Source organism: Pseudomonas fluorescens, assembly GCF_040448305.1.
In the GTDB taxonomy this organism is placed as follows: Bacteria; Pseudomonadota; Gammaproteobacteria; order Pseudomonadales; family Pseudomonadaceae; genus Aquipseudomonas; species Aquipseudomonas fluorescens_BH.
On the sequence record NZ_CP148752.1, the window covers coordinates 6,525,407 to 6,552,301 of the forward strand.

Here is a 26,895-nt window from a genome sequence, read left to right on the forward strand (position 1 = left end):
TTTTATGGCTTATCAATTCGATTTCCTGCCGGTGGTGAACAACACCGACCTGTTGCTGCGCGGTGCGTTGTTCACCCTTGAGCTGACCGCCATCGGCGCTTTGCTCGGCGTGGGGCTGGGCATCGTCGGGGCGCTGGTGCGGGCGTGGAACATCCGGCCTTTCGCGGGGATTTTCGCGGCCTACGTCGAGTTGATCCGCAACACGCCATTCCTGGTGCAGTTGTTTTTCATCTTCTTCGGCTTGCCGTCCCTGGGCGTGCAGATTTCCGAATGGCAGGCGGCGGTGCTGGCGATGGTCATCAACCTCGGCGCCTATTCCACCGAGATCATTCGCGCCGGCATCCAGGCGATCCCCCGGGGTCAGCTGGAGGCTGCGGCGGCACTGGCGATGACGCGCTTCGAAGCGTTCCGTCATGTGGTGCTGCTGCCGGCATTGGGCAAAGTCTGGCCGGCCCTGAGCAGCCAGATCATCATCGTCATGCTCGGTTCGGCGGTGTGTTCGCAGATCGCCACCGAAGAGCTGAGCTTCGCCGCCAACTTCATTCAATCGCGCAACTTCCGCGCTTTTGAAACCTACGCCCTGACCACACTGCTGTACCTGTGCATGGCACTGCTGATCCGCCAGTTGCTGAACTGGATCGGCCACCGCTTCATTGCAAGGAGCAGCCGATGAGCGACTTCACCTTCTGGGACATCGTGCGCAACCTGCTCATGGGTCTGCAATGGACGCTGGCGCTGTCGCTGGTGGCGTTCATTGGCGGCGGGCTGATCGGCTTGCTGATCATGGTCATGCGCATCTCGAAAAAATCCCTGCCGCGCAGTTTCGCCCGAACCTACATCGAACTGTTCCAGGGCACACCGCTGTTGATGCAGCTGTTCCTGGTGTTTTTCGGCGTGGCGTTGGCCGGGATAGAGATTTCGCCGTGGATGGCAGCGGCGATTGCACTGACGTTGTTTACCAGCGCCTATCTGGCGGAGATCTGGCGCGGTTGCGTCGATTCGATTCCCAACGGTCAATGGGAGGCCTCATCGAGCCTGGCGCTGAGCCCGCTGGAACAATTGCGCTATGTGATCCTGCCCCAGGCGCTGCGCATCGCCGTGGCGCCAACCGTGGGTTTTTCGGTGCAAGTAGTCAAAGGCACCGCCGTCACCTCGATCATCGGTTTCACCGAGCTGACCAAGACCGGCGGCATGCTCGCCAACGCCACCTTCGAACCCTTCATGGTCTACGGCCTCGTCGCCCTCGGCTACTTCCTGCTCTGCTACCCCTTGTCGCTCAGTGCGCGTTACCTGGAAAGGAGACTGCATGCCTCTGCTTAGAATTTCCGCCCTGCATAAATATTATGGCGATCACCATGTGCTCAAAGGCATCGACCTGAGCATCGAGGAGGGCCAGGTGGTGGCGATCATCGGTCGCAGCGGCTCGGGCAAGTCCACTTTGCTGCGCACCCTCAACGGCCTGGAGTCGATCAACGACGGCGTGATCGAAGTCGACGGCGAGTACCTCGACGCCGCCCGCGCCGATCTGCGCAGCCTGCGGCAGAAAGTCGGCATGGTGTTCCAGCAGTTCAATCTGTTCCCGCACCTGACCGTCGGCGAGAACGTCATGCTCGCGCCGCAAGTGGTGCAGAAAGTACCGAAAGCCAAGGCCGCCGAACTGGCGCGGCAGATGCTGGAAAGAGTCGGGCTGGGGGAAAAGTTCGATGCCTTCCCTGATCGGCTGTCCGGCGGACAGCAACAGCGGGTAGCGATTGCCCGGGCACTGGCGATGTCGCCGAAGGTTTTGCTGTGCGACGAAATCACCTCGGCCCTGGACCCGGAACTGGTCAACGAAGTGCTGAGCGTGGTCCGGCAACTGGCCAGGGAGGGCATGACGCTGATCATGGTCACCCACGAAATGCGCTTCGCCCGGGAGGTTGGGGATAAGTTGGTGTTCATGCACCAGGGCAAGGTGCATGAGGTTGGGGATCCGAAAGCACTGTTCGCCAACCCGCAGACGGCGGAGCTGGCGAATTTCATCGGGACGGTTGAGGCGGCGGGCTGAAGATCTTCGGTGTCTGGAAGGCCGCCATCGCTAGCAGGCTAGCTCCCACAGAGGTACGCATTCCAATGTGGGAGCGAGCCTGCTCGCGATTGACCGCGCAGCGGTCACCGGTTTGCATGCACTGGATCAAGGCTTTGAACACTGTGCGTTGGCGCCAGCCTTTGATCGTGGCACGATGTCGAGGTTATCGACCGAGACCCCTGACCATGCCGCAATCCCAAGCCAAGAATCTGTCCCTGATCGCCGCAATCGACCTGGGCTCCAACAGCTTTCACATGGTCGTGGCCAAGTCCCAGAACGACGAGATCCGAATTCTCGAGCGTCTCGGGGAGAAGGTTCAGCTGGCCGCTGGCATCGACGAAGAACGCCATCTCAACGAAGAATCGATGCAGCGCGGGCTCGACTGCCTCAAGCGCTTCGCCCAACTGATCAGCGGTATGCCCACCGGCGCCGTTCGTATCGTCGGCACCAACGCCTTGCGTGAAGCCCGCAACCGTGCCGAATTCATCCGTCGCGCCGAAGAAATTCTCGGCCACCCGGTGGAAGTCATTTCCGGCCGTGAAGAAGCGCGCCTGATCTACCTCGGCGTGTCCCACACCCTCGCTGATACCCCGGGCAAGCGCCTGGTGGCCGACATCGGCGGCGGCAGTACCGAATTCATCATTGGCCAGCGCTTCGAACCGCTGCTGCGCGAAAGCCTGCAGATGGGTTGCGTCAGCTACACCCAGCGCTATTTCAAGGACGGCAAGATCACCCCGGCCCGTTACGCCCAGGCGTACACCGCGGCACGGTTGGAGATTATGAGCATCGAACACGCCCTGCACCGCCTGACCTGGGATGAAGCCATCGGCTCCTCGGGCACCATCCGCGCCATCGGCCTGGCGCTGAAGGCTGGCGGCCATGGTACCGGCGAGGTCAATGCCGAAGGCCTGGCCTGGCTGAAGCGCAAACTGATCAAGATGGGCGACGTCGAAAAAATCGATTTCGAAGGTATCAAGCCGGATCGCCGGGCGATCTTCCCGGCGGGCCTGGCGATCCTCGAAGCGATCTTCGACGCCCTCGAACTGCAACGCATGGATCACTGCGAAGGCGCCCTGCGCGAAGGCGTGCTCTATGACCTGCTGGGCCGCCATCATCACGAAGACGTGCGCGAGCGCACCCTCACTTCGCTGATGGAGCGCTACCACGTCGACCAGGAACAGGCGATACGGGTCGAGCGCAAGGCGCTGCATGCGTTCGACCAGGTGGCGCAGGATTGGGATCTGGAAGACGGCGTCTGGCGCGAACTGCTCGGCTGGGCGGCCAAGGTCCATGAAGTGGGCCTGGACATCGCTCACTACCAGTACCACAAGCACGGTGCCTACCTGATCGAGCATTCGGACCTCGCCGGGTTCTCCCGCGAAGACCAGTTGATGCTCGCGCTGCTGGTACGCGGTCACCGCCGCAACATTCCCAAGGACAGGTTCGCCGATTTCGGCGACGACGGCATCAAGCTGATTCGCCTGTGCGCGCTGCTGCGCTTTGCGATCCTGTTCCACCACATCCGTGGCACCCAGCAAATGCCCCAGGTGGAATTGAACGCCAATGGCAACCACCTGGAAGTGGTGTTCCCGGAAAACTGGCTGGACGAAAACCAGCTGACCCAGGCCGACTTCGAAATCGAAGCGCAATGGCTGACCCGGGTCGACATTGTGTTGACCGCTCGCTGAAATTGAAAAAGGCCTTCTTCGGAAGGCCTTTTTTGTGTTCGAGATTCAGCAAGCGACACAGCCCCATGTGGGAGCGAGCCTGCTCGCGAAGAGGCCGTCAGCGCCAACATCAATGTTGACTGTTAGGCCGCCTTCGCGAGCAAGCCCGCTCCCACAGGTTCCATGTTACCGAACAGCCAGAATCGGGCTACCCAAACGTTCCAGCAATGTCGCCTGGGCGCTGCGCGGGTTCTGGTTGCCGGTCGGCGTGTTACGGATGTAACGACCGTCCGACTGCAGGCTCCAGCTGTGGGTGTTATCGGTCAGATACAACTCCAGTTCTTTCTTGACCCGCATGATCAGCTTCTTGCCTTCCACCGGGAAGCAAGTCTCGACGCGCTTGTCGAGGTTGCGTTCCATCCAGTCGGCACTGGACAGGTACATCTGCTCGTCGCCACCGTTGAGGAAGTAGAAGACCCGGGTGTGTTCCAGGAAGCGGCCAATGATCGAACGCACGTGGATGTTGTGGGAAACCCCGGCAATGCCCGGCCGCAGGCAGCACATGCCACGCACCACCAGATCGATACGCACACCTGACTGGCTGGCCTTGTACAGCGCGCGGATGATCTTCGGATCGGTCAGCGAGTTGAACTTGGCGATGATGTGCGCCGGTTTGCCGTCGAGGGCGAACTGGGTCTCCCGGGCAATCATGTCGAGCATGCCCTTTTTCAGAGTGAACGGCGCGTGCAGCAGCTTCTTCATGCGCAGCGTTTTACCCATGCCGATCAACTGGCTGAACAGTTTGCCGACGTCTTCGCACAAGGCGTCGTCGGAGGTCAGCAGACTGTAGTCGGTATACAGGCGGGCGTTGCCGGCGTGGTAGTTACCGGTGCCGAGGTGCGCGTAACGCACGATCTCTCCGGCCTCGCGACGCAGGATCAGCATCATCTTGGCGTGGGTCTTGAAGCCGACCACACCGTAGATCACCACCGCACCGGCCGCTTGCAGACGGCTGGCCAGTTGCAGGTTGGACTCCTCGTCGAACCGCGCGCGCAATTCGATCACCGCCGTGACTTCCTTGCCGTTACGCGCCGCATCCACCAGCGCATCGACGATTTCCGAGTTGGCGCCGGAACGGTACAGGGTCTGGCGCACCGCCAACACGTGCGGGTCCTTGGCGGCCTGGCGCAGCAGGTCGACCACCGGGGTGAACGACTCGAACGGGTGCAGCAGCAGGATGTCCTGCTTGCTGATCACGCTGAAAATGTTCTCGCTGTTCTGCAGCAGTTTCGGAATCTGCGGGGTGAACGGCAGGTATTGCAGCTCGCGCTGACTGTCCAGGCCGGTGATGCTGAACAGCCGCGTCAGGTTCACCGGACCGTTGACCTGATACAACTCCGTCTCGCTCAGGTTGAATTGCTTGAGCAGGTAGTCGGACAGGTGTTTCGGGCACGTGTCGGCCACTTCCAGACGTACTGCATCGCCATAGCGACGGGAGAACAGTTCGCCGCGCAAGGCGCGGGCCAGGTCTTCGACGTCTTCGGAGTCCAGTGCCAGGTCGGCGTTCCGGGTCAGGCGGAACTGGTAGCAGCCCTTGACCTTCATGCCCTGGAACAGGTCATCGGCGTGAGCGTGAATCATCGACGACAGGAATACATAGTTGTCGCCAGCGCCGCCGACTTCTTCCGGCACCTTGATGATCCGCGGCAGCAAGCGTGGCGCCGGGATGATCGCCAGACCGGAATCGCGGCCAAAGGCGTCGATGCCTTCGAGCTCGACGATGAAGTTCAGGCTCTTGTTCACCAGCAACGGAAACGGGTGCGTCGGGTCGAGGCCGATCGGGGTGATGATCGGTGCGATCTCGTCACGGAAATAGCGGCGGACCCAGGTCTTGAGCTTGGTCGTCCAGTTACGGCGACGGATGAAGCGGACCTGATGTTTTTCCAGCTCCGGCAACAGAATGTCGTTGAGGATCGCGTACTGGCGATCGACGTGACCGTGGACCAATTCGCTGATGCGCGCCAGCGCCTGATGCGGTTGCAGACCATCGGCACCGGCCTGTTCACGGGCGAAGGTGATCTGCTTCTTGAGGCCGGCGACACGAATCTCGAAGAACTCGTCCAGGTTGCTGGAGAAGATCAACAGAAACTTCAGCCGCTCCAGCAATGGGTAGGACTCGTCCAGCGCCTGCTCCAGCACGCGGATGTTGAACTGCAGTTGCGAGAGCTCGCGGTGGATGTACAGGCTGCTGTCATCCAGGCCGGGAATGGCCAGCGCCGGCGCTGGCGCTGTCACGGCGGTTTCGACGACCGCCGCGGGCGGAGCTGGCTCCAGCTCCGGCGGGGTCTCGTCGACTTGCTCCACCACAGGTTGAGCGTCTTTTACGGCAACTTCAGTGAGTACTTCGGTATTCATCGAATGTTCCTGGGAGGGCTATTTTTGCTCTCGTAACAATTGAGCGGCACGAACGGCAAAGTACGTCAGGATGCCATCAGCCCCTGCACGTTTGAAAGCGGTCAGGGACTCGAGGATAACCCCTTCGCTCAACCAGCCATTCTGGATCGCCGCCATGTGCATGGCGTATTCGCCGCTGACTTGATAAACAAACGTCGGCACTTTGAATTCTTCTTTTACCCGGCACAGGATGTCCAGGTACGGCATGCCCGGCTTGACCATGACCATGTCTGCACCTTCTGACAAGTCCGCCGCCACTTCGTGCAGGGCTTCGTTGCTGTTGGCCGGGTCCATCTGATAGGAGGCCTTGTTGGCCTTGCCCAGGTTCAATGCCGAACCGACCGCATCGCGGAACGGGCCGTAATAGGCGCTGGCGTACTTCGCCGAGTAGGCCATGATCCGCACGTTGACGTGACCGGCCACTTCGAGGGCTTCGCGGATCGCCTGGATGCGACCGTCCATCATGTCCGACGGCGCCACGACCTGAGCGCCGGCTTCGGCGTGGGACAGGGCTTGCCTGACCAGTGCGTCGACAGTGATGTCGTTCTGCACGTAGCCCTCTTCATCAAGAATGCCGTCCTGGCCGTGGGTGGTGAACGGGTCCAGGGCGACGTCGGTGATCACGCCCAGCTCAGGGAATCGCGCACGCAGCGCACGGGTCGCGCGTTGGGCGATGCCTTCGGGGTTCCACGCTTCGGCGGCGTCCAGGGACTTGAGTTCCGCGGGTGTCACCGGGAACAGCGCCAGCGCCGGAATCCCCAGTTCGACCCACTTGGCTGCTTCTTCCAGCAACAGGTCGATGGTCAGGCGTTCAACGCCCGGCATCGAGGCCACCGCTTCGCGACGGTTTTCACCGTCCAGCACGAACACCGGCAGGATCAGGTCATCGACGGTCAGGACGTTTTCACGGACCAGGCGACGCGAGAAGTCGTCACGACGGTTGCGGCGCAGGCGGGTTGCGGGGAACAAGCGGTTGGCGGGGGTAAAGCTCACGGCAGACTCCTGAGCCCGCGCTTACGGGCGAGCGTGACAGTTATAAGCGGCCATTATGACGAACGTATTACAGTTGTGTGCATCCCTGTGACAGGTAGCCGCATTCCATTGTCGTTGTAGGAAATGTTCACGTCGAGACACATTTGGACACTTTCCTGAATGTGTCCGAAGGGTTAGGCTGCGCGTTCATTTCGCCAGCACCCAGACAATGCTCCAACAATTTCTGCATGACTTCGGCTACTTTGCCCTTTTTCTAGGCACGTTCTTCGAAGGCGAAACCATCCTGGTACTCGCGGGCTTCCTCGCGTTCCGTGGATACATGGACATCAACCTGGTGGTGGTCGTGGCCTTCTTCGGCAGCTATGCCGGCGACCAGCTGTGGTATTTCCTTGGACGCAAGCACGGCCGCAAACTGCTGGCGCGCAAACCCCGCTGGCAGATGATGGGTGACCGGGCGCTGGAACACATTCGCAAGCACCCGGACATCTGGGTCCTGAGTTTCCGCTTCGTCTACGGTTTGCGCACGGTCATGCCGGTGGCCATTGGGCTGTCGGGCTATCCGCCGGGCCGTTACCTGCTGCTCAACGGCATTGGTGCAGCGATCTGGGCCACAGCCCTGGCGGCCGCCGCTTACCATTTCGGCGCCGTGCTTGAAGGCATGCTCGGCAGTGTGAAGAAGTATGAACTCTGGGTGCTCGGTGCGCTGCTGGTCCTGGGCTTCGTGCTGTGGCTGCGTCGGCGCTTCAAGAATGCCCGCCTGGCCAAACAGGTCTACGCCGACGAACAAGCCCTGAAAGCTACGCGGACCAGCACCGAAGGCCCTACGACGCCAACCGAGTGATGCGGTTTCTGCAACAGTAGAGACCGATGCCGCTCAACAGGCTGTAGCTGAGCAGGCCGACCCAGCCCACCGCGCCGGCCGGCCACAGCCCCACCATCGGGGCCAGCCATGCCAATGGCAGATTCGACGCCAGCCGCACCAGCTCCAGCTTCAACGCCCACGGGCGATTCTCCAGGGCCACGCCCAGCACAAACAGACCCAGCGCCACCGCTCCCCAGCCCAACACCAGGGCGGCGACTGGCAGCTTCGATTCAAGACTCATCAAGTAACTGCCCAGCGCGATGTAGACGCAGAACTGCAAGAGGACGTAGAGCTGCTGACGCCCGTCCAGCGCCACCTCGAATTTGCGAAACTGACTCAGGTCCGGCTTTTTCATCGGGTATCTGGCCGCCACGTCCGCCGGGCGCCAGCCAGTGCGCATGAACCAGATCCGCAGCTTGTCCCAAGTGCTTTCGGTACGCCGCGCGTCTGCCCACAACTGCGCGTAGAACTGCACGTTCGCCCACACGGGGTTCCAGCTCGCCAGCGGCGTGGTCACGCCGAAGATCACCGGCTCGTTGTCGACTTCTTCCTGGAACGAGCCGAACAGACGGTCCCAAATAATGAACACACCGCCGTAGTTGCGATCCATGTAGAGAGCGTTCTGTGCATGGTGGGCCCGATGATTGGACGGCGTGACAAAGAACCATTCGAACCAGCCAAGCTTGGGAATGTGCCGCGTGTGCACCCAGAACTGGTACAGCAGGTTCAGCGCCGCGACGCTGACGAACACCAGCAGCGGCACGCCGAACACCGCCATCGGCAGATAGAAGATCCAGCTCAGCAGGAATCCGGTACTGGTCTGGCGCAACGCCGTGGACAGGTTGTAGTCCTCGCTCTGGTGATGCACCGAATGGGCGGCCCAGAGGATGTTGCGCTCGTGGCCCATGCGGTGCAGCCAGTAGTAGCAGAAATCGTAGAAGACAAAGGCAAACACCCAGGTCCAGACGCTGTCGGCCGACAGCTCGAACAGTGCCAGGTGCTTGAGAGCGAAGGCATAGGTCACCAGCCCCACACCCTTGGTCAACAGACCCGTGGTGGTCGACAGTACGCCGGTACTGATGCTGTTGATCGCGTCCGCCACCCGATAATTGCTTACCCCGCGCCAACGGTCGGCCAGCAGCTCGACGGCGATCAGCACAAAGAAAAACGGCACCGCATACAGAATGAAGTCCATGACGCGCCCTGATCGGAATCTTGAGGACAGATGCTATGTGCAGCGGTGAATTAACCCTATGGCAACGCGGGACAAATTAGTGGACATTTAACGCCATGAATCTGGAGAAAAGCCCATGAGCAAAAAAGTTGCAGTGATCCTTTCCGGTTGTGGCGTGTACGACGGCGCCGAGCTCCACGAGAGCGTCATCACCCTGCTGCGCCTGGACCAGCGCGGGGCTCAGGTGCAGTGTTTCGCACCTAACATCGCGCAGTTGCATGTGATCAACCACCTGACCGGCGAAGAAATGCCCGAATCGCGCAACGTGCTGGTGGAATCAGCGCGGATTGCCCGGGGCAACATCAAGGATATCCGTGACGCGAACGTCGATGAGTTCGATGCGCTGATCGTGCCCGGCGGCTTCGGCTCGGCCAAGAACCTGTCCAACTTCGCCATCGAAGGCGCCGGCTGCACCGTTCAACCGGATGTCCTGGCATTGACCGAAGCCTTTGCCGAGGCTGGCAAACCAGTGGGGTTGATGTGCATCTCCCCTGCCCTGGCGGCAAAGATCTACGGCCCTGGCGTCACCTGCACCATCGGCAACGACACCGACACGGCTGCGGCGATGAACAAGATGGGCGCGACCCATACCGATTGCGCGGTCAGTGAGATCGTCGAGGACAAGGCGCGCAAGCTGGTGAGCACACCGGCTTACATGCTGGCGCAATCGATCAGTGAAGCGGCGTCGGGAATCAATAAGCTGGTCGACCGCGTGCTCGAACTGACCCACGAAAACGACGCCTGACACGCTCCCACAGGGTTCTTGGCAAAGGTCAGGCTTTGCGTGTGAGCCGGGTCAAAATCCGGTCCAGCGCATTGGCAAACGCCTGCTTCTCACGGTCGCCAAACGGCGCCGGCCCACCACCCATTTGCCCCTGTTCGCGCAAATCCGTGAACAGGTTGCGAACCGCCAGCCGCTCGCCCATGTTCTGCGTATCAAACTCCTTGCCCCGTGGGTCGAGCGCTGCCACGCCCTTCTTCACCAGGCGATCGGCCAGCGGCACATCGCTGCAGATCACCAGCTCACCAGGCACCGCGTGTTCCACCAGGTAGTCATCGGCCGCATCCGGTCCGCTCGGCACCACGATCAGCTTGACCAGTGCCAGCCCCGGTTTGATCTGCGGCTGCCCGGCCACCAGCACCACTTCGAACTGGCGCTTGAGGGCGAACTTCACCACCAGATCCTTGGCTGCCCGCGGACAAGCGTCGGCATCGATCCACACACGCATTGGTTTTTCCTCTTCCAAAAAAATCGCGAGCAGGCTCGCTCCCACAGGTTATACCCAATCCTGTGGGAGCGAGCCTGCTCGCGAATATGAGCGCAGCGAATGCTGTTCTTCAGGAAACCTGCACCCGCTGCCTCTCAACCACCCGACTGCGACCATACAACACGACAATCGCAATGATCGCCACTGCCTGGGCGCTCAGCGAATACGCATCGGCATGGATCCCCAACCATTCAAAGTCAAAGAACGGCACCGGCCGCGTGCCGAAAATCCCGGCTTCCTGCAGCGCTTTCACTCCATGCCCGGCAAACACCACCGACAATGCGCACAAAAGACCGGCGTTGATGCTGAAGAATAGCGCCAGCGGCAACTTCGCCGAACCGCGCAAAATCACCCAGGCCAGGCCGACCAGCAGCACCAGCGCCGTGGCCCCACCGGCCAGCACGGCGTTGTGCCCCGCGGGGCCTGCCTGCAACCACAGGGTTTCGTAGAACAGAATCACTTCGAACAGCTCGCGATACACCGAGAAGAACGCCAGGGTCGCAAAACCGAAACGCCCGCCGCCACCCACCAGGCTGGTCTTGATGTAATCCTGCCAGGCTGCCGCGTGACGACGGTCATGCATCCACACGCCCAGCCACAGCACCATGACGCTGGCAAACAACGCCGTCGCGCCCTCCAGCAACTCGCGCTGCGAACCGCTGACATCAATCACATAGGCTGCCAGCGCCCAGGTGCCCAGCCCCGCCACAAACGCCAGGCCCCAGCCGACGTTAACGCTGCGCACCGCCGCCTGTTGATCCGTGTTACGCAGGAAAGCAAGGATCGCCGCCAGCACCAGAATCGCTTCCAGACCTTCGCGCAGCAGAATCAGCAGGCCGGAAATGTAACTCAGCGACCAGCTCAAACCCTCGTTGCCCAACAGGCCGGCCGATGCCTTCAACTTGTCCTTGGCCACGTCCAGGCGCTGCTCGACCTCGCTCACCGGCAGGCCATCCTGCAACGACTGACGGTAGGCCATCAGGGATTTTTCAGTGTCTTTACGCACGTTGGCGTCAATGTTATCCAGCGAGCTCTCAACCAACTCGAAGCCTTCCAGATACGCCGCTACCGATAAGTCATAAGCCTGATCATGCTCACCGGCACGATACGCCGCGATGCTCTTGTCCAGAGTGGCTGCGGTGTAGTCGAGCAGTTGTGCCGGGCCACGCTTGACCTGCGGCGGTTGCGCCCGCTGGGAACGGAAGGTCGCGGCGGCTTGCAGGCCTTCGACGGCCAGCACCTCGGCCGGGGTCTGACGAGCCAGGTCGGCGATGTTGTAGGTCTTTTCAGCCTTGGCCGTCGCCGGGTCAACACTGAAGCTGGCGATATAGGTGGCCAGGTCCCAACGCTGACGATCATCCAGCTGATCGGCGAAGGCTGGCATGTCGGTGCCTTCGACCCCGAGGCCCAGGGTGCTGTAGATCGCGTAGAGACTCAGGTGATCCAGACGCGCGTTATCGCGCAGATTGGCCGGTGGCGGCGTCAGACCGACACCTGCCGGACCATCACCCGCCCCGGCATCGCCATGGCACACCGAGCAATGCTGGGCGTACAGCGGCGCCCCACGGGTCGGGTCCGGGGTAATGATCGGGGCCTGGCTGACTTCATAGGCCACGGCAAGCTTCGCCCCGAGCTGCCGCGCCTGGCGGGTAACGTCTGCGCCGTCCTGACGCGCAGTAATCGCGTTACGCAGTGCGCTGATGCCCTGCTCCAGCCCGGCCTTTTCCGGTTTGGCTGGCATGGCGGCCACCAAGCCTTGCAGGGCCTGGACGAACTCCAGTTGCTCGCGATATTCGGATTCGTTGACGACCTTGCCTGCCTGCACCGCTTGCGGGTAATCCGCACCAATGTAGTCGAGTAAATGCAGGGCTTGCGGTGCGCCTTCCACCGTGTCGGCCAGCAGGTTCAAGCTGCACAAGGCAAACACTGGCGCTATCAGCCAGGCCAGGAAACGGGACGGGGCAATCATGAATGAATCTCAATTGGAAACACGAAGTAACATATTGTTCCCTCCCAATCACTTTCACTCAAGCTTTGTTGTGGTTTGCAGGCATACCCCAAATGAAAAAGGCGACCTGAAAAGGTCGCCTTTTTTGTACCTGAGGGTTGTTAAACCGCCGCTTTACGCAAGGTCGCCATGAATGCCGCTGCACCAATGAACAGCCCGGCAAAGGTACGGTTCATGCGTTTCTGCTGCTTGGGTGTGCGCAGCAGGCGCAGCACCTTCGAGGCCAATCCGGTGTAGCCGGCCATGACGATCAGATCCACGCATATCATCGTCACACCAATGATCAGGTACTGGATCAGCAGTGGCGCGTGCGGATCAATGAACTGCGGCAACACCGCCAGCATGAACACCAGCGCCTTGGGGTTGCTGATGTTCACCAGAAAGCCACGGAACACCAGGGCAATCGGCTTGCCTATCTGCCGGACCGCCGCGTCATCGCTCATGTCGCTGGGCAGCGCGCGCCATTGTTTGATCGCGAGGTAAACCAGGTAGGCCACACCGAACCATTTGATCGCGTAGAAAGCGGTGGCCGACGCAGTAAGAATCGCGCCAACACCGGCGCCGACAATCGCGATCTGCACCGCCAGACCCAATTGCAGGCCCAGAGCGTTCCAGTAGCCGCGCCAGAAGCCGTATTGCAGACCGCTGGACATCGACGCAATGGCGCCGGCACCGGGGGACAGGCTGATCACCCAGCAGGCGGCAAAAAACGCCAGCCATGTTTGAAGCTCCATTGCACACCTCGACTCAGACTCGTGACAGACGTCTAAGCTAATGCGGCTTGGGTTGGATGACTACCGATTTTTTGCAGGATGTGTCAGCGGCCGACCAGCGTTTGCGGCTTGAGGGCCTCTTCGCGAGCAAGCCCGCTCCCACAGTTGATCTTCAGTGGCCACAAATCTTGTGAACGACACGGGTCAAATGTGGGAGCGGGCTTGCTCGCGAAAGCGGTACATCAGGTGACCGCCGGCTTACTTTTCAAACCCGCTGGAAGGAAACACATCCGTCCCGCGCCAGCGCCGTACTGAACGCTGGAAGAACAAACTGTTGGGCACCTGCACCATGGCGCTGCCAGTGCCGAGTTCTTCGGCCTCGACCAGCGTGGTGTACAGGAGATTGATCGCCACCACCCGGCCTTTGACGCCGGGCTTGTCGGTGGTGTCCACCAACTCGACCACGTCACCGAGGCGGAACGGGCCGACGGTGAAGATCAGGATCGCGCACAGCAGGTTCGACAGCACGCTCCACATAGCGAAAAACGCCACCGCCGCGACCGCGACGAAACCGGACAACGCGGTCCAGAGCACCGTGGCCGATACACCGAGTCGCTCCAGAACGAAAATAAGTGCACTGCCCATGATCAGCCAACGCAATCCGCCCCGCAGCGGCATCAGCAACTGCGGCGGAAACGGGTAGCGCTCACCGAGACGAGTCAGGCATTTGGCAACAAAGCGCTGGGCGATGTAACCGGCGAGCAGGATCAGCAGGATTTGTACGCCGAGCCAGATCGGCTCGGCCCACACCGCCGGCAGCGGCAGCTTGAAGGCGTCCATCAGGACAGTTCCTCCAGCTCCGCCTGCATGCTTTCCAGCAATTCCAGGGCTTCCATCCACGCTTCTTCCAGCTCCGCCTCACGCACCTTCAGCTTGGCCTGTTCGGCCAGCAGATCACGCAATTCGTTCTTGCGCGCCTGCTCGTAGATGTCGCTGTCGCCGAGGCTGGCATCGATCTTCGCCAGTTTTTCGTGGAGCTTGCCCAGCTCGGCTTCGAGCTTGTCGGCTTCGCGCTTGTGCGGTGCCAGTTGCTGACGCAACGCAGCAGCGGCCTGACGCTGGGCTTTCTTGTCGGTCTTGTCCGGGTTGACCGGCGTGTTGCTGACCGGGGCGTTGCGCTGGCGATACTCCACCAGCCAGCGGGTGTAGTCCTCCAGGTCGCCGTCGAATTCCTCGACCTTGCCGTCCGCCACCAGATAGAAGTTGTCGGTGGTGCTTTTGAGCAAGTGGCGATCGTGAGAGACCACCAGTACCGCACCACTGAATTCCTGCAGGGCCATGGTCAGCGCCAGGCGCATTTCCAGGTCCAGGTGGTTGGTCGGTTCGTCGAGCAGCAACAGGTTCGGTCGATCCCAGGCGATCAAGGCCAACGCCAGGCGCGCTTTCTCGCCACCGGAGAAATTCAGTACCGGCTCGTCGATTCGCGCGCCACGGAAGTCGAAACCGCCGAGGAAGTCGCGCAGAGTCTGCTCGCGCTCGGTCGGCGCCAGACGCTGCAAGTGCAGCAACGGGCTGGCCTTGGAGTCCAGAGAATCGAGTTGATGCTGGGCGAAGTAACCGACCACGGTGTTCTCGCCACGGGTCAAGCGCCCGGCCAATGGCGAGAGTTCGCCGGCAAGGTTCTTGATCAGGGTCGATTTACCGGCGCCGTTAGGGCCGAGCAGACCGATCCGCGCACCCGGGGTCAGTTGCAGCTTGACCTTCTCCAGCACGGCTTTGTCGCCGTAACCCAGGCGGGCATCGGACAGGTCGATCAGCGGGCTGGAAATCTTCTGCGATTCACGGAAGACAAAGTCGAACGGCGAATCGACGTGGGCCGCGGTCAGCTCTTCCATCCGCTCCAGTGCCTTGATCCGGCTCTGGGCCTGACGGGCCTTGGTGGCCTGGGCCTTGAAGCGGGCGATGTAGCTTTCCATGTGCGCACGTTGCACCTGCTGCTTCTCGTACGCCTGCTGTTGCTGGGCCAGGCGTTCGGCACGGGCGCGCTCGAAGGCACTGTAGCCACCGCGGTACAGGGTGATCTTGCGCTGATCGACGTGGGCCACGTGATCGACCACGGCATCGAGGAAATCCCGGTCGTGGGAAATCAGCATCAAGGTGCCGGGATAACTCTTGAGCCACTCTTCGAGCCAGATGATGGCGTCGAGGTCGAGGTGGTTGGTCGGTTCGTCGAGCAGCAGCAAGTCCGATGGGCACATCAAGGCCTGCGCCAGGTTCAGGCGCATCCGCCAGCCACCGGAGAAATCCCCGACCTGGCGATCCATCTGCTCGTTGGTGAACCCAAGCCCGGCCAGCAACTTGCGCGCCCGGGCGTCGGCGGTGTAACCGTCGGCGCTGTCGAGTTCCGAGTGCAGGCGGGCCTGCGCGGCACCGTCATGGGCCGCTTCGGCTGTCGCCAGGTCGCGTTGCACCTGGCGCAGGCGCAGGTCGCCATCGAGCACGTAGTCGACCGCCAGGCGCTCGAGGGTGTCGACCTCCTGGCGCATGTGGGCGATACGCCAGTCGGCCGGCAGGAAGCAATCACCCGAGTCCGGGTGCAGTTCGCCCCGAAGCAAGGCGAACAGGCTCGATTTGCCGGCGCCGTTGGCACCGATGAGGCCGGCTTTCTGGCCGGCGTGCAGCGTCAGCTCGGCGTCTTCTAGCAGACGTTGCGGGCCACGCTGTAAAGTCAGGTTCTGAAGTCGAATCATAATGGCGGCGGAGTCTACCAGCTTCGCTCGCAACTGGCGCGAGTAGCACTATGTCCTCTGACCTGTGGAACTTTTCCCTGACCACTTACGCCCGTCCGGGTGTTGAGCAGGCATGCCTGCAATTGCAGTCGACGGGAGTCAATGTGTGCCTGTTGCTGTGTGGTGCGTGGTTGGGACAACGAGGCGTGGCCTGCGATGAGCAGCGCTTGCAGCAACTACGCAGCGTGGCTGCCGCCTGGGACACCGATGTCGTGCGGCCGTTACGCGCCTTGCGCACACAGTGGAAAGCCGCAGCCAAGGAAGACGCTGAATTGCATACCCTGCGTGAACAAGTGAAGGCACTGGAGCTGGAAGCCGAACGGCATCTGTTGTTGCGGCTGGAGAGAGCGGCGCAGAGTTGGCCGCAAAATGTCGGGGCCGATCTATCGGCCTGGCTGGAAGGTGCGGCGGCTGAGGCCGCCCACCTGCACCGCGACGCGCTGCATCAGCTGCGCGTCGCGGTAACCGGCACTTAGGAAGCGCTGGTTGGGGTGGTTGCTGCGATCGATGCGGCGGCCGGCGTTGGCGCTGGCGTGGCTGTCGAGGTGGCTGCTGCTAAAGCAGACGTTGCTACCGGAGCCGGGTTGGCTGGCTTGGCAACCGGTGCGGTGGCTGGCTTGGCGGCAACCGGCTTCTTCACTGCAGGTTTGGTTGCTGGTTTTGCAGCGGGTTTTGCAGCAGCCGGCTTGGCAGCGGCAGGCTTGGCGGCAACGGCTGGTTTCGCTGCAGCTGGTTTTGCGGCAGGTTTAACAGCAGGCTTGGCAGCCGCTTTTACAGCAGGTTTTGCCGCTGGCTTGGCTGCTGGTTTAGCGGCAGTTTTGGCTGCTGGTTTTGCAGCGACAGGTTTGGCAGCCGGCTTGGCAGCAGGTTTCGCCGCAGCGGTGCGGGCAGCTGGTTTAGCGGCCGGTTTTGCAGCTGGTTTTGCAGCCGGTTTAGCGGCGGCGGTTTTAGCCACGGCTGGTTTGGCAGCAGCGGCTCGTGCAGCGGCGGGTCGTGCGGCTGGTTTGGCAGCCGTGGTTCTAGCCGCAGGTTTTGCTGCGCTGGCAGCGGCCGGTTTTCTCGCAGCCGGTTTGGCAGCAGGTTTGGCTGCGGCAGTTTTAGCGACTGGCTTGGCAGCTGCAGGTTTTGCAGCAGCAGGCTTGGCCGGTGCTTTTGCAGCAGCCGGTTTGGCAGCGGCTTTCTTCGCAGGTGCCGCAGCAGGCTTGGCCGCACGCAAGGACAACACCTTGCCGACAGCCTCTTGTACACGACCGACGCCCTGAGCCAGTTTCAGGCTTTCCTGAGCATCGCGCTTGAGTTGCAGAATGTAGCCGCGGGTTTCCGATTGACGATCCTTGAGGGCATCGAGCAGTTCCTCAAGATCGCCCACTACGCCCTTGGCCTTGGCTTGTGCCTTGGCTTTTCCGGCCGCCGCAGCGTCCTGCAATTTGGTGCGGGACTTGTGCAGTTTTTCTTGCGCTTTGCCGCGCTGCTTTTCCAGCTTGGCGAGCAGTTTTTCAGCATCAGCCAAGGCTTCGGAACAAGCGGTTTCCAGATGCTCGAGCAAGCTGCCCGAGAGTTGTTGGAGCAGGTGCAATGGAGTGTTTACTGGCTTCTTGGTGGCCGACATGGTTTACCTCCTGGCTGAAGTGAGTGCGGCTCATACTAGACCTCTGCTGCAACCGCCGCTAGGGCATGTTGACACTATCGAAAGCGCTGCGTTGCAAAGGATTGAAAAACTTCTGCCTCGGCGCAAAAGCAGTTCACCGTTGTGCGCATTCCCGCTGGCATAATCGCCCGAATTTCAGGTCGGAGAGTGCTCATGTCGCGCTATCTTTTTTTATCGCTGTGCGTGTTTTTTTCAGTGGCTCAAGCCGCTGCAACAACGCAGGAAAATGAAGCCCACGACCTCGCTTACAGCCTGGGTGCAAGCCTTGGCGAACGCTTGCGCCAGGAGGCTCCCGACCTGCAACTCCAGGCACTGGTCGAAGGGTTGCAGCAGGCCTATCAGGGCAAACCGCTGGCGCTGAAGGACGAGCAGATCCAGCAGATATTGACCGAGCATGAAGCCCGGATCGCCATGCAGTCAGCCGAGCCGCAAAGCGAAATGGCACTGGAAAAAGAACAGCGTTTTCTCGCCACGGAGAAAGCCAGACCCGGCGTGCGCGAACTGGCTGATGGCGTGCTGCTGACCGAGTTGACGCCAGGCACTGGCGCCAAGGCCGGACCGAACGGCAAGGTGCAGGTGCTGTACATCGGTCGCTTGCCCGACGGCACGGTGTTCGATCAGAACAGTCAGCCACAATGGTTCAGTCTCGACAGCGTGATCGCCGGATGGCGTAGCGCGCTGCAAAACATGCCGGTAGGGGCGAAGTGGCGACTGGTGATTCCATCGGCTCAGGCCTATGGCGCCGACGGTGCCGGTGACGTGATCGCACCATTCACTCCACTGGTGTTCGAAGTCGAATTGCGCGGTGCTACCGGCTGACGACGCAAACGAAAAACGGCGTGCCTTGGCACGCCGTTTCGGGATCTTGCAGGAAGTGCTTCAGGCTTGAACCGAATCGGTTTCCTTGTGGGCGGTGTGCAGCACTTCGATCAGGCAGTCTTCCAGCTCAAAGCGCTCATGCAACAGCCCGCCGAGTGTCTTGAACTCTTCGGCGACACACTTTCCTGCGTCACACAGGTCATTGAAGGCGAGCAGCTTTTCGGTGATGACGTCAATACGCGGGTAGATCGTCTCGGCGAGCTCCAGGCCACGCTTGTCGTTGAAGGCCTTGGCCTCCCCCGTCAGCTGTTCATAGATCTCAAAATGCCCGGCAGACACGTAATCGACCAGCACACCGCAGAACTCCTGCAAGGGCTTTCGATTCTCGCTCAGCGCCTCAGGCTTTGCGCCGAGCTTGTCGTACGCATCGATCAGCTCTTTGCGCTCCTGCAACCAGCGATCGATCAGCAGGTGCACTCCGCCCCAGCGTTCCTGAGCATTCTGACAACTTTCGAGCATGGTGATCTCTCTTCCCTTGTGGGTCAGCTGCTCTATGCCCGCTCGCCTCTTGTAACGTCGGTGGGCGGTCAGGCAGAGCGTCATCGAGCAACATAATTCCAATGACACGTGCGGGCCAGATTATGCCCGCACGACACTGGCTTCAAGGTACGCAGGCGATAAAGTTCATACAAGTGTTTAATCGCCCACAAAGGCCCGGTGCGACGACTCGCCGCTGAGTGGTCGCTGATAGCTGGTCCAGACCAGTCGCAACGACTGGTAAACGGCCAGAATCATCATCGCGACGAAGAACAGCAGGCTCCACTCGGTGAGACTCAGATCGAACAGCGTCCAGGAAATTTCCACACAATCGGCGGCGCCCCTGAACATTTGCTGTACGACGGATAGCCACGGAGAACTGGCCAACAGTTCCGCCAGATGGGTCGAGCACGCCGCTACCTGTTCCGTCGGAAGGCTTTGCAGCAGGACCTGTCGCCACGCCGTGACAGTGCCGGCCAGACTGCTACAAAGACTGAGCAGCCAATACAGAACGTTGCCGATGCGACCGGGGCCATGGATCGAAGCCATCAGGCAGACACCGGTAAGGAGCGCCAGGCAAAATCGTTGCACAAGACACAAGCCGCAAGGCCGCAGGCCAACTGCATATTCCAGGTAGTAGGAAACGCCCATCGCCAGGGTACCCGCAATGAAAGCCATGAAAAACAAGGAGCGTGAGCAGGCCAAAGACATGGCTTTTCCGTAAAAGTAGTGACAGACCATTACGGTAGAGGAAAGCGCGACGGCCTTTCAAGGCAAGTGCCCACAGAGACTTCAGCGCAGGTGTAGGGAAATCCCGACGCAGGCGAGAGGATAAAATGTAGTCCTCTGTAGGACTTTGCCTGCGACGAAATTTTGCGACTGAATTTCAACCAGTCATCGCACTGCGGCGAGGGCGATTGCGCCCTCGTCGCAAGTCATCACTCAGACGCCGGAGGTTGGCGCCAGCGAGGGGGGGATCAAGCGCGGACTGCCACCGGCAGAGGGGCCGCGAGCAAGCGTTCATCCAACAGCCCCAGGCCTTCCTGAAACAGCTGGTTGCTACGCTCGGTATCGCCCATTTGCGCCAACAACCTCGCCAGCTCCGCACAGGCTTCCGGATGGCGTTGTACACGCAGGCTGCTTTCCAGATAGTCCCGGGCCTTGCCCCACAAACTGTTTTGCAGGCAAAGACGACCCAGTGTCAGCAGCAGACCCGGATCGGCCGGATGGTCCTTGAGCCAGCCTTCGGCGGCCTGCAACTGGCGGGTCGGATCATTGCCGCGAACCAGTCCGTAGAGTCGTGCCAGATGACTGTCGTAGCCGCGTTTGAGAGCGGTGCGCAGCACTTCTTCGGCCTCGATCTGGGCCCCCAATTGCCGCAGTTGTTCGGCATATGCGAGCACCAGTTGCGGCTCCTGACGCTGTGCTGAAGTCAGTTGTTGCCAGGCACGTTCGAGCGATTGCTGCCCCACCGTTCCGTCTTCTTCCCGTTGCGCCGCCAGGGACAGGTTCGCCCCCCAGGCCCGACGCTCCAGATCGGCGAGTTCGGCCGCCGGCAGGATTTTGTCCTTGCGCAGCTCCGGCAGCAGGCGAATCACTGCCGACCAGTCACCACGCTGCGCAAGTAGGCGCTGCAACTGACGCAGGGTCTGTGCGTTATGAGGATGGCGTTCACGCATGGCTTGCAGGGTGGCGAGGGCGCCTTCGGTATCACCGCGATCGGTCTGCAACTGGGCGTGGCTCAAGGCGATCGCCAACTCGGCCTGAGGCTGACGCTCCAGGGCGCGCTCCAGCAAGTTGTCGCTTTCTTCGTAATTGCCTTGTTCGTTCGCGGCACGGGCAGCGCCGAGGTAGTAAAGCAGCGGCTGGCGCTCGGCTTCGGCAGCCCGATGCAAGTGCCGTTGCGCGCTGGCCCAGCGACCCTCGGCCAGGTCCAGCTGACCGTGTTCGATCGCCACCTGCACCCGACGGCTGCGGTTACGTCGCGACCACGGATTGACCACGCCACTGGAAGCCATCACCAGTTCGACCAGCGACTTGATGCCCCAGATCACCAGCCAGAGCACAGCCACCAGCGCCAAAGTAGCCCACAGGCTCGACTCATAGCGGAAGGTCTTGTAGGCAATCAGCACGTAACCGGAGTGTTCGGCAATCGCCAGCCCCAGCGCAGCGGCAGCGGCGATCACGAGGAACACGATCACATAGAGGCGTTTCATGGCGTGGCCTCCGGCGCGGTGTTCGCAGCAGGCCTGACCAGCGGCTTGACCGAATCTTCGGCGTTGACGTTGCGCCGTTCCAGATACCCCTGCACCGCGCTCAGGGTGCCGGTCATGTCCGGCGTGACGACGGTGACAGGTTGCTTGCTCAACTCGGCCACCTGCTCAAGCATGACTTTGCTTTGCGCGTTGTCCGGGTTGAAGTTGCCCTTGAGGATGTCCCGCGCTTCGTCCAGCACCTGGGAGTAAACCGCCGCCTGGCCATTGAGTGCGGCCCACTGCGCTTGCTCCAGCGCCAGGCTCAGGGCCAGGCGTACCTGACTCAGGCTCTGGCCGGCCAGCAATGGACGAACGTTTTTGTCGGCATTGAAATCGATACGGATGTAGCGCGAAATCTGATCCCACCACTGCGCCCAGCGACTGGCACCGTCGCCATCGGCGGTCAGGCCCAGCAACGAATCGCCACGGTCCTTGTACTCCGGCGCCAGCTCAGTGAGGCTGGCCACTTGATCGCGCAGCGCGCCAAGACGCAGAAACAGCCCGGTGCGATCCGGTTGCTCGGTACTGCGCAAGGCAATCAGGGTCTTGGCCACCTGCTCGCGAGCGGCAAAGGAACCCGGGTCGTTCTGCTCGCGCAGTATCTCGTCGGCACCCTGGACCAGTGCCTGGGCGCTGCTGATGTCCTGCAAGGCGGAAAGTCGCAGACTGGCCAGACGCAGCAGGTGCTCGGCCTCGGCCAGACGCCAGTCCTTGCGACTGGCGCCGAGTACGGTTTCCAGCCGTTGGTTCAAACGCTGCTGATCACCTTGCAGCTGAATCACCAGACGACTGCGTGCTTCCAGTTCATCGGCGGGAGGTAATTGCGCCAGGCGTGCACTCAGGCGCTCTTCATTGAGCTTGAGGCTTTGCGCCTGGTCATTCAGCGCCTGCACCTGGCTCAGTTGCTGCTGATTATTGGCCTGCAGGTGACGCACCTGCCAGACACCCCAACCGCCCACTGCGACACCGGCCGCACCCAACAGCAGCGCAATGATTGCCAGACCATTGCCTCGACGCTGCTCGGCAGCAGGTGGCGGCGGCGGCATTTCATCAACAGGAGCATCAACTGGTGCATCAAGCACAGGTCGCACGTCATCTTTAGGCAAGGCTGTTTCGCTCACGTATCCATCCTTTGCATCAGAAAACGGGTACGGGATGCTCCCGTAACGCCGTCAGCAAGGCCGCGGCACTGGCGCCGCGACAATCCACAACTGTTTTAGCCCCGGCGGCACGCGCCAGCTCGGCAACCCTGGGGCTCGGTACAAACAACGGCAACCGCGCCAACTGCGGCCAGGCATCGCCGGCCAGTTGATGCAGGTGCTCAAAACCTTGCCCACTGCTGACCACCAGCCCGTTCAGGCGTTCCGCCCGGATCCGTTCCGGCAACGCAGTCGGCGGGTAATTCGGTAATGCCCGGCGGTACAGCTCCAGATACTCGACACTAGCACCAAGCTCACGCAAACGCTCAGCCAGCAACTCGCGCCCGCCCTCCCCACGCAGGATCAGCACTCGCGCATCGGGTTGTGCGATGGCCTCGCGCAGTCGGGAAAGTTCGAGCAAGGCTTCACTGTCATCGCCCTCTGCCGGGAAGCTCACGTCCAACCCGTGATCCTCGAGGATCTGCGCAGTCGCCGCACCGACGCTGAACCACTTCACACCAGGCGGTGTTGGCCAATATCGCTCGAGCAGTTCGACGCCGATCCGGGCTGCCGGCTTGCTGACCACGATGACGGCGCAGAACTGATCCAGCGCCTGAATCACCTGGCGCATTGTGTCAGTGGCCGCAATGGGCATGATGTCCAAAAGCGGCAGACTGTTACTGAATATCCCCTGCTCGGCCAAAAGACTGCTCAGCGCCGCCGCTTCTTCGGCGGGACGCGTCAGCAGCAAGCGCCAGCCGATCACTCGTGACCAGCCTCGCCATAGACCGCTTTGAGGATGGCGTCGGCACCCTGGCTGAGCAGGTCTTCGGCGACTCGCACACCCAGCGCCTCGGCATCGCCGCGAGGGGCACGGGCTTGTGCGCTGAGCAGCAGGCCACCGGCTGGATCGCCCACCAGCCCGCGCAACCAGACTTGCTCACCCTCCAGCACGGCGTAACAGGCGATCGGCACCTGGCAGCCACCATTGAGGTGCTTGTTGAGGGCACGTTCGGCGGTCACGCGGGTGGCGGTGTCCTGGTGATGCAGAGGTGTCAGCAACGCATGGATTTCACTGTCGCCGCTGCGGCATTCGATACCCACCGCGCCCTGGCCACCGGCCGGAAGGCTGTCGTCGACGCTGATGGCCGAGGTGATGCGATCTTCAAAGCCCAGGCGGATCAGGCCGGCAGCGGCGAGGATGATGGCGTCGTATTCGCCGGCATCGAGCTTGGCCAGGCGAGTGTTGACGTTGCCGCGCAGGAAGCGGATTTCCAGGTCCGGGCGACGGGTCAACAATTGAGCCTGACGACGCAGGCTGGAGGTGCCGACGATGCTGCCCTGGGGCAACTCATCCAGGCTGGTGTAAGTGTTGGAAACGAAGGCATCGCGCGGGTCTTCCCGCTCACAGATGCAGAACAGACCGAGGCCTTCGGGGAAGTCCATCGGCACGTCCTTCATGGAGTGCACGGCAATGTCGGCTTCATTTTCCAGCAGCGCGGTTTCGAGTTCCTTGACGAACAGGCCCTTGCCGCCGATTTTCGACAGCGGTGAGTCAAGCAGCTTGTCACCACGGCTGACCATGGGGACGAGAGTCACCAGCAGGCCCGGATGGGCTGCTTCAAGACGGGCTTTGACGTATTCGGCCTGCCACAGGGCGAGAGCGCTTTTGCGGGTGGCGATGCGGATCTGGCGAGAGGACATGGATCAATCCGTACTGAATAGATATGACGGATAATAACAGCTCAGCCAAATCCACTTTGACTTGTATCAGATACTACTCGGCCTCCCTGGCCCCGGATGTCCGGCAATCGGGTGTAAAATTGGCCTGCGAACAGCTATTTAAAGCTGTTGCATCATTTTGCGTACCCCAGCCACATGACGCCGACTGACGATCAGCGCATCACCATTGAGGCCTTTGAGGAACAGCTGAAAATGCCCCAGGGGTGTGCGTTGCAATCGCTCGATACGCTCGCGGGCGACCAGTGCATTGCGGTGGATACGCACAAAACGGTCACCGAACTCATCTTCGAGGGCCTTGAGCGGCTCATCGAGCAACACTTCGCCGCTTTCGTGGCGCAAGGTCACGTATTTGTGGTCGGCAATGAAATACACCACCTGATCCAGCGGAATCAGCTCGATCCCTTTACGGGTTCGGGCGCTGATATGGCTGCGCGGGCCGTTGCCGCTTTCGGCAGCAGGGCGGGTCAGGGCGGCGAGCTGGGCACGATTGGGGCGCTCGGCTCTCTTTAATGCGTCATGTAATTGTTCAGTTCTCACAGGTTTCACCAGATAGCCTACGGCGCTGGCCTGTAAGGCTTCCACGGCAAATTCATCGGGCCCGGCGCAGAACACTACGGCGGGCGGAGTTTCGCGTTCGCACAACCGCGCAGCCACTTGCAGGCCATCGAGGCCGGGCATGCGGATATCGAGCAGCACGATATCCGGCTTGTGGCTGTCGATCAGTGCCAACGCCTCTTCGCCATTCGTGGCACTAGGCTCCAGGACACTGTATCCCTCGAGTTCGCCAACCATTCGGCTCAGGCGCTCGCGGACCAAGGGTTCGTCATCAACGATCAGGACATTCATATTGCGCTGGATTCCTGCGTGAGTCTCGCACAAGGATAGCGTAGACAGGTGAAGTGACGTCCGTCACCGCGATCCACGCTAAGACTAGCGCGAGCGTCAAAAAGTGCCGCTGGTCCGGCGGCTAAATTTTCATCTGCCGGGCGATTGGCGGTCCAGGTCCGCATTGGCGACACATCGCCACAGGGTTTGCTGATACGCAATATGAACACCCCACTCTTCTTATAGCCAGCGGCTGCACCGAGAAGTGCGCTGATCCTATTGTCCAACTGTAGACGGTTGCCGGGACGATATAGCTCAATTGGAAAATATCGTTCGGCAAAAATACGCGGGTCTTACCCGGGCCAGGGCTCTCCCCCCCAAAAAAACGTATCGACCAGTGTCAGCGACAGGATTGGCAACCCTGTTATTATCCGCGCCAGCGTTCCACGCCTTCTTACCTCAAGCCGATACGAGCGAATTCATGAGCACTGACAAGACCAATCAGTCCTGGGGCGGCCGCTTCAGTGAACCCGTCGACGCCTTCGTCGCCCGCTTCACCGCCTCCGTCACCTTCGACCAGCGCCTGTATCGCCACGACATCATGGGCTCGATCGCCCACGCCACCATGCTGGCCAAGGTCGGCGTGCTGACCGATGCCGAGCGCGACAGCATCATCGATGGCCTGAACACCATCCAGGGTGAAATCGAAGCCGGCCAATTCGACTGGCGCATCGACCTCGAAGACGTCCACATGAACATCGAGGCGCGTCTGACCGACCGCATCGGCGTGACCGGTAAAAAGCTGCACACCGGCCGCAGTCGTAACGATCAGGTCGCCACCGACATCCGTCTGTGGCTGCGTGACGAGATCGACCTGATCCTGGCCGAAATCACCCGCCTGCAAAAAGGCCTGCTTGAGCAGGCCGAGCGCGAAGCCGGCAGCATCATGCCGGGGTTCACCCACCTGCAGACCGCACAGCCGGTGACGTTCGGACACCACATGCTGGCTTGGTTCGAAATGCTCAGCCGCGACTACGAACGCCTGGTCGACTGCCGCAAGCGCACCAACCGCATGCCGCTGGGCAGCGCGGCGCTGGCCGGTACCACCTACCCGATCGATCGCGAATACACCGCCCAACTCCTGGGCTTCGACGCGGTTGGCGGCAATTCGCTGGACAACGTCTCCGATCGCGATTTCGCGATCGAATTCTGCTCGGCGGCCAGCATCGCGATGATGCACCTGTCGCGCTTCTCCGAAGAGCTGGTGCTGTGGACTAGCGCGCAGTTCCAGTTCATCGATCTGCCCGACCGTTTCTGCACCGGCAGCTCGATCATGCCGCAAAAGAAAAACCCGGACGTACCGGAGCTCGTGCGTGGCAAGACCGGCCGCGTATTCGGCGCGCTGATGGGCCTGTTGACCCTGATGAAAGGCCAGCCCCTGGCCTACAACAAGGACAACCAGGAAGACAAGGAACCGCTGTTCGACGCCGCCGATACCCTGCGCGACTCGCTGCGGGCCTTTGCCGACATGATTCCGGCGATCAAGCCCAAGCACGCGATGATGCGCGAAGCGGCCCTGCGCGGTTTCTCCACCGCCACCGACCTGGCCGACTACCTGGTGCGTCGCGGCCTGCCATTCCGTGATTGCCACGAAATCGTTGGTCATGCCGTGAAGTACGGCGTGGACAGCGGCAAGGACCTGGCGGAAATGAGCCTGGAAGAACTGCGCAAGTTCAGCGACCAGATCGATCAGGACGTGTTCGCCGTGCTGACCCTGGAAGGCTCGGTCAATGCCCGTAACCACATCGGCGGCACCGCGCCGGCGCAGGTGAAGGCTGCCGTCGCTCGCGGCCAGGCGTTGCTCGCCAGCCGCTAA

Annotated in this window: 25 protein-coding genes; 9 read left to right on the top strand and 16 right to left on the bottom strand. The window is 61.3% G+C overall.

Going from position 1 to position 26,895, the window contains the following annotated elements:
• The first annotated feature begins 4 nt into the window (after nucleotides 1–4).
• The 4 genes from WHX55_RS29855 (at nucleotide 5) to ppx (ending at nucleotide 3,753) form a co-directional block, all read left to right on the top strand.
• On the top strand, nucleotides 5–673 hold the full coding sequence (locus tag WHX55_RS29855; protein WP_150757489.1) for an amino acid ABC transporter permease: 669 nt from the start codon (nucleotides 5–7) through the stop codon (nucleotides 671–673).
• Nucleotides 670–1,320 (top strand): amino acid ABC transporter permease, encoded by a 651-nt coding sequence (locus WHX55_RS29860; RefSeq protein WP_150724948.1) that lies wholly within the window; start codon nucleotides 670–672, stop codon nucleotides 1,318–1,320. The genes WHX55_RS29855 and WHX55_RS29860 overlap by 4 nt, the downstream gene beginning before the upstream one ends.
• Entirely contained in the window at nucleotides 1,307–2,044 is a 738-nt protein-coding gene (locus WHX55_RS29865; RefSeq protein WP_150753883.1) for an amino acid ABC transporter ATP-binding protein, read from the top strand. The genes WHX55_RS29860 and WHX55_RS29865 overlap by 14 nt, the downstream gene beginning before the upstream one ends.
• Before the next feature lie 206 nt (nucleotides 2,045–2,250).
• A complete protein-coding gene (gene ppx, locus WHX55_RS29870; protein WP_150724946.1) occupies nucleotides 2,251–3,753 on the top strand; it encodes an exopolyphosphatase in 1,503 nt (500 codons plus the stop codon).
• Between the two features lie 165 nt (nucleotides 3,754–3,918).
• Here the strand turns inward: ppx and ppk1 are convergent, their stop codons facing one another.
• Nucleotides 3,919–6,147 (bottom strand): polyphosphate kinase 1, encoded by a 2,229-nt coding sequence (gene ppk1, locus WHX55_RS29875; protein ID WP_150757488.1) that lies wholly within the window; start codon nucleotides 6,145–6,147, stop codon nucleotides 3,919–3,921.
• 18 nt (nucleotides 6,148–6,165) lie between these two features.
• A complete protein-coding gene (gene hemB, locus WHX55_RS29880; protein ID WP_046039035.1) occupies nucleotides 6,166–7,179 on the bottom strand; it encodes a porphobilinogen synthase in 1,014 nt (337 codons plus the stop codon).
• 208 nt (nucleotides 7,180–7,387) lie between these two features.
• Here hemB and WHX55_RS29885 point away from each other — a divergent pair, with 208 nt between their 5' ends.
• Nucleotides 7,388–8,020, top strand: coding sequence for a DedA family protein (locus WHX55_RS29885; RefSeq protein ID WP_150757487.1), 633 nt, complete (start codon nucleotides 7,388–7,390; stop codon nucleotides 8,018–8,020).
• On the opposite strand, the gene WHX55_RS29890 is transcribed toward WHX55_RS29885, so the two are convergent.
• Nucleotides 8,001–9,236, bottom strand: a complete 1,236-nt coding sequence (locus tag WHX55_RS29890) for a sterol desaturase family protein (RefSeq protein WP_150757486.1) — start codon at nucleotides 9,234–9,236, stop codon at nucleotides 8,001–8,003. The two genes, WHX55_RS29885 and WHX55_RS29890, sit on opposite strands and share 20 nt — an antisense overlap.
• A gap of 115 nt (nucleotides 9,237–9,351) precedes the next feature.
• On the opposite strand from WHX55_RS29890, the gene elbB reads away from it, so the two are divergent.
• Nucleotides 9,352–10,020 carry an isoprenoid biosynthesis glyoxalase ElbB gene (gene elbB / locus WHX55_RS29895; RefSeq protein WP_150757485.1) on the top strand — a complete coding sequence of 223 codons (669 nt, stop codon included), beginning with the start codon at nucleotides 9,352–9,354 and terminating at the stop codon, nucleotides 10,018–10,020.
• A 28-nt stretch (nucleotides 10,021–10,048) separates the two neighbouring features.
• Here the strand turns inward: elbB and WHX55_RS29900 are convergent, their stop codons facing one another.
• From WHX55_RS29900 to WHX55_RS29920, 5 genes are all read right to left on the bottom strand, one after another.
• Nucleotides 10,049–10,504, bottom strand: a complete 456-nt coding sequence (locus tag WHX55_RS29900) for a YaiI/YqxD family protein (protein ID WP_150757484.1) — start codon at nucleotides 10,502–10,504, stop codon at nucleotides 10,049–10,051.
• 109 nt (nucleotides 10,505–10,613) lie between these two features.
• Complete coding sequence (locus tag WHX55_RS29905; RefSeq protein ID WP_150724940.1) at nucleotides 10,614–12,512, bottom strand: cytochrome c/FTR1 family iron permease; 1,899 nt, start codon at nucleotides 12,510–12,512, stop codon at nucleotides 10,614–10,616.
• A 140-nt stretch (nucleotides 12,513–12,652) separates the two neighbouring features.
• Nucleotides 12,653–13,285, bottom strand: coding sequence for a homoserine/homoserine lactone efflux protein (gene rhtB / locus WHX55_RS29910; RefSeq protein ID WP_150753879.1), 633 nt, complete (start codon nucleotides 13,283–13,285; stop codon nucleotides 12,653–12,655).
• A gap of 237 nt (nucleotides 13,286–13,522) precedes the next feature.
• Complete coding sequence (locus WHX55_RS29915) at nucleotides 13,523–14,104, bottom strand: mechanosensitive ion channel family protein (RefSeq protein ID WP_150757483.1); 582 nt, start codon at nucleotides 14,102–14,104, stop codon at nucleotides 13,523–13,525.
• Nucleotides 14,104–16,014 carry an ATP-binding cassette domain-containing protein gene (locus tag WHX55_RS29920; RefSeq protein ID WP_150724937.1) on the bottom strand — a complete coding sequence of 637 codons (1,911 nt, stop codon included), beginning with the start codon at nucleotides 16,012–16,014 and terminating at the stop codon, nucleotides 14,104–14,106. The genes WHX55_RS29915 and WHX55_RS29920 overlap by 1 nt, the downstream gene beginning before the upstream one ends.
• Nucleotides 16,015–16,064: 50 nt before the next feature.
• On the opposite strand from WHX55_RS29920, the gene WHX55_RS29925 reads away from it, so the two are divergent.
• Nucleotides 16,065–16,529, top strand: a complete 465-nt coding sequence (locus WHX55_RS29925; protein WP_150757482.1) for a TIGR02444 family protein — start codon at nucleotides 16,065–16,067, stop codon at nucleotides 16,527–16,529.
• Here the strand turns inward: WHX55_RS29925 and WHX55_RS29930 are convergent.
• Nucleotides 16,526–17,662: an AlgP family protein gene (locus WHX55_RS29930; protein ID WP_150757481.1), complete on the bottom strand. Its 1,137-nt coding sequence runs from the start codon at nucleotides 17,660–17,662 to the stop codon at nucleotides 16,526–16,528. The genes WHX55_RS29925 and WHX55_RS29930 overlap by 4 nt on opposite strands.
• A gap of 192 nt (nucleotides 17,663–17,854) precedes the next feature.
• On the opposite strand from WHX55_RS29930, the gene WHX55_RS29935 reads away from it, so the two are divergent.
• Nucleotides 17,855–18,520, top strand: a complete 666-nt coding sequence (locus WHX55_RS29935; protein WP_150757480.1) for an FKBP-type peptidyl-prolyl cis-trans isomerase — start codon at nucleotides 17,855–17,857, stop codon at nucleotides 18,518–18,520.
• Nucleotides 18,521–18,580: 60 nt separating this feature from the next.
• Here WHX55_RS29935 and rsd read toward each other — a convergent pair whose 3' ends face one another.
• The 7 genes from rsd to WHX55_RS29970 form a co-directional block, all read right to left on the bottom strand.
• Nucleotides 18,581–19,039 (bottom strand): sigma D regulator, encoded by a 459-nt coding sequence (gene rsd, locus WHX55_RS29940; protein ID WP_150724933.1) that lies wholly within the window; start codon nucleotides 19,037–19,039, stop codon nucleotides 18,581–18,583.
• Between the two features lie 177 nt (nucleotides 19,040–19,216).
• Nucleotides 19,217–19,768 (bottom strand): disulfide bond formation protein B, encoded by a 552-nt coding sequence (locus tag WHX55_RS29945; RefSeq protein ID WP_150753874.1) that lies wholly within the window; start codon nucleotides 19,766–19,768, stop codon nucleotides 19,217–19,219.
• Between the two features lie 266 nt (nucleotides 19,769–20,034).
• Nucleotides 20,035–21,273, bottom strand: a complete 1,239-nt coding sequence (locus WHX55_RS29950) for a heme biosynthesis protein HemY (RefSeq protein WP_150757479.1) — start codon at nucleotides 21,271–21,273, stop codon at nucleotides 20,035–20,037.
• A complete protein-coding gene (locus tag WHX55_RS29955) occupies nucleotides 21,270–22,433 on the bottom strand; it encodes a uroporphyrinogen-III C-methyltransferase (protein ID WP_150724930.1) in 1,164 nt (387 codons plus the stop codon). The genes WHX55_RS29950 and WHX55_RS29955 overlap by 4 nt, the downstream gene beginning before the upstream one ends.
• 16 nt (nucleotides 22,434–22,449) lie before the next feature.
• Entirely contained in the window at nucleotides 22,450–23,217 is a 768-nt protein-coding gene (locus WHX55_RS29960) for a uroporphyrinogen-III synthase (RefSeq protein ID WP_150724929.1), read from the bottom strand.
• A complete protein-coding gene (gene hemC / locus WHX55_RS29965) occupies nucleotides 23,214–24,155 on the bottom strand; it encodes a hydroxymethylbilane synthase (RefSeq protein ID WP_150724928.1) in 942 nt (313 codons plus the stop codon). Before hemC ends, WHX55_RS29960 begins: the two co-directional genes overlap by 4 nt.
• A 138-nt stretch (nucleotides 24,156–24,293) precedes the next feature.
• Nucleotides 24,294–25,040, bottom strand: a complete 747-nt coding sequence (locus tag WHX55_RS29970) for a LytTR family DNA-binding domain-containing protein (RefSeq protein WP_150724927.1) — start codon at nucleotides 25,038–25,040, stop codon at nucleotides 24,294–24,296.
• Between the two features lie 460 nt (nucleotides 25,041–25,500).
• Between WHX55_RS29970 and argH the strand changes: the two genes are divergently transcribed.
• Complete coding sequence (gene argH, locus WHX55_RS29975) at nucleotides 25,501–26,895, top strand: argininosuccinate lyase (protein WP_150724926.1); 1,395 nt, start codon at nucleotides 25,501–25,503, stop codon at nucleotides 26,893–26,895.

What these genes read in the sequence shown, in the direction of transcription:
- WHX55_RS29855 (WP_150757489.1), top strand. Translation starts at nt 5, where the DNA reads ATGGCTTATCAATTCGATTTCCTGCCGGTGGTGAACAACACCGACCTG.
- WHX55_RS29860 (WP_150724948.1), top strand. Translation starts at nt 670, where the DNA reads ATGAGCGACTTCACCTTCTGGGACATCGTGCGCAACCTGCTCATGGGT.
- WHX55_RS29865 (WP_150753883.1), top strand. Translation starts at nt 1,307, where the DNA reads ATGCCTCTGCTTAGAATTTCCGCCCTGCATAAATATTATGGCGATCAC.
- ppx (WP_150724946.1), top strand. Translation starts at nt 2,251, where the DNA reads ATGCCGCAATCCCAAGCCAAGAATCTGTCCCTGATCGCCGCAATCGAC.
- ppk1 (WP_150757488.1), bottom strand. Translation starts at nt 6,147, where the DNA reads ATGAATACCGAAGTACTCACTGAAGTTGCCGTAAAAGACGCTCAACCT.
- WHX55_RS29885 (WP_150757487.1), top strand. Translation starts at nt 7,388, where the DNA reads ATGCTCCAACAATTTCTGCATGACTTCGGCTACTTTGCCCTTTTTCTA.
- WHX55_RS29890 (WP_150757486.1), bottom strand. Translation starts at nt 9,236, where the DNA reads ATGGACTTCATTCTGTATGCGGTGCCGTTTTTCTTTGTGCTGATCGCC.
- elbB (WP_150757485.1), top strand. Translation starts at nt 9,352, where the DNA reads ATGAGCAAAAAAGTTGCAGTGATCCTTTCCGGTTGTGGCGTGTACGAC.
- WHX55_RS29900 (WP_150757484.1), bottom strand. Translation starts at nt 10,504, where the DNA reads ATGCGTGTGTGGATCGATGCCGACGCTTGTCCGCGGGCAGCCAAGGAT.
- WHX55_RS29905 (WP_150724940.1), bottom strand. Translation starts at nt 12,512, where the DNA reads ATGATTGCCCCGTCCCGTTTCCTGGCCTGGCTGATAGCGCCAGTGTTT.
- rhtB (WP_150753879.1), bottom strand. Translation starts at nt 13,285, where the DNA reads ATGGAGCTTCAAACATGGCTGGCGTTTTTTGCCGCCTGCTGGGTGATC.
- WHX55_RS29915 (WP_150757483.1), bottom strand. Translation starts at nt 14,104, where the DNA reads ATGGACGCCTTCAAGCTGCCGCTGCCGGCGGTGTGGGCCGAGCCGATC.
- WHX55_RS29920 (WP_150724937.1), bottom strand. Translation starts at nt 16,014, where the DNA reads ATGATTCGACTTCAGAACCTGACTTTACAGCGTGGCCCGCAACGTCTG.
- WHX55_RS29925 (WP_150757482.1), top strand. Translation starts at nt 16,065, where the DNA reads ATGTCCTCTGACCTGTGGAACTTTTCCCTGACCACTTACGCCCGTCCG.
- WHX55_RS29930 (WP_150757481.1), bottom strand. Translation starts at nt 17,662, where the DNA reads ATGTCGGCCACCAAGAAGCCAGTAAACACTCCATTGCACCTGCTCCAA.
- WHX55_RS29935 (WP_150757480.1), top strand. Translation starts at nt 17,855, where the DNA reads ATGTCGCGCTATCTTTTTTTATCGCTGTGCGTGTTTTTTTCAGTGGCT.
- rsd (WP_150724933.1), bottom strand. Translation starts at nt 19,039, where the DNA reads ATGCTCGAAAGTTGTCAGAATGCTCAGGAACGCTGGGGCGGAGTGCAC.
- WHX55_RS29945 (WP_150753874.1), bottom strand. Translation starts at nt 19,768, where the DNA reads ATGTCTTTGGCCTGCTCACGCTCCTTGTTTTTCATGGCTTTCATTGCG.
- WHX55_RS29950 (WP_150757479.1), bottom strand. Translation starts at nt 21,273, where the DNA reads ATGAAACGCCTCTATGTGATCGTGTTCCTCGTGATCGCCGCTGCCGCT.
- hemC (WP_150724928.1), bottom strand. Translation starts at nt 24,155, where the DNA reads ATGTCCTCTCGCCAGATCCGCATCGCCACCCGCAAAAGCGCTCTCGCC.
- WHX55_RS29970 (WP_150724927.1), bottom strand. Translation starts at nt 25,040, where the DNA reads ATGAATGTCCTGATCGTTGATGACGAACCCTTGGTCCGCGAGCGCCTG.
- argH (WP_150724926.1), top strand. Translation starts at nt 25,501, where the DNA reads ATGAGCACTGACAAGACCAATCAGTCCTGGGGCGGCCGCTTCAGTGAA.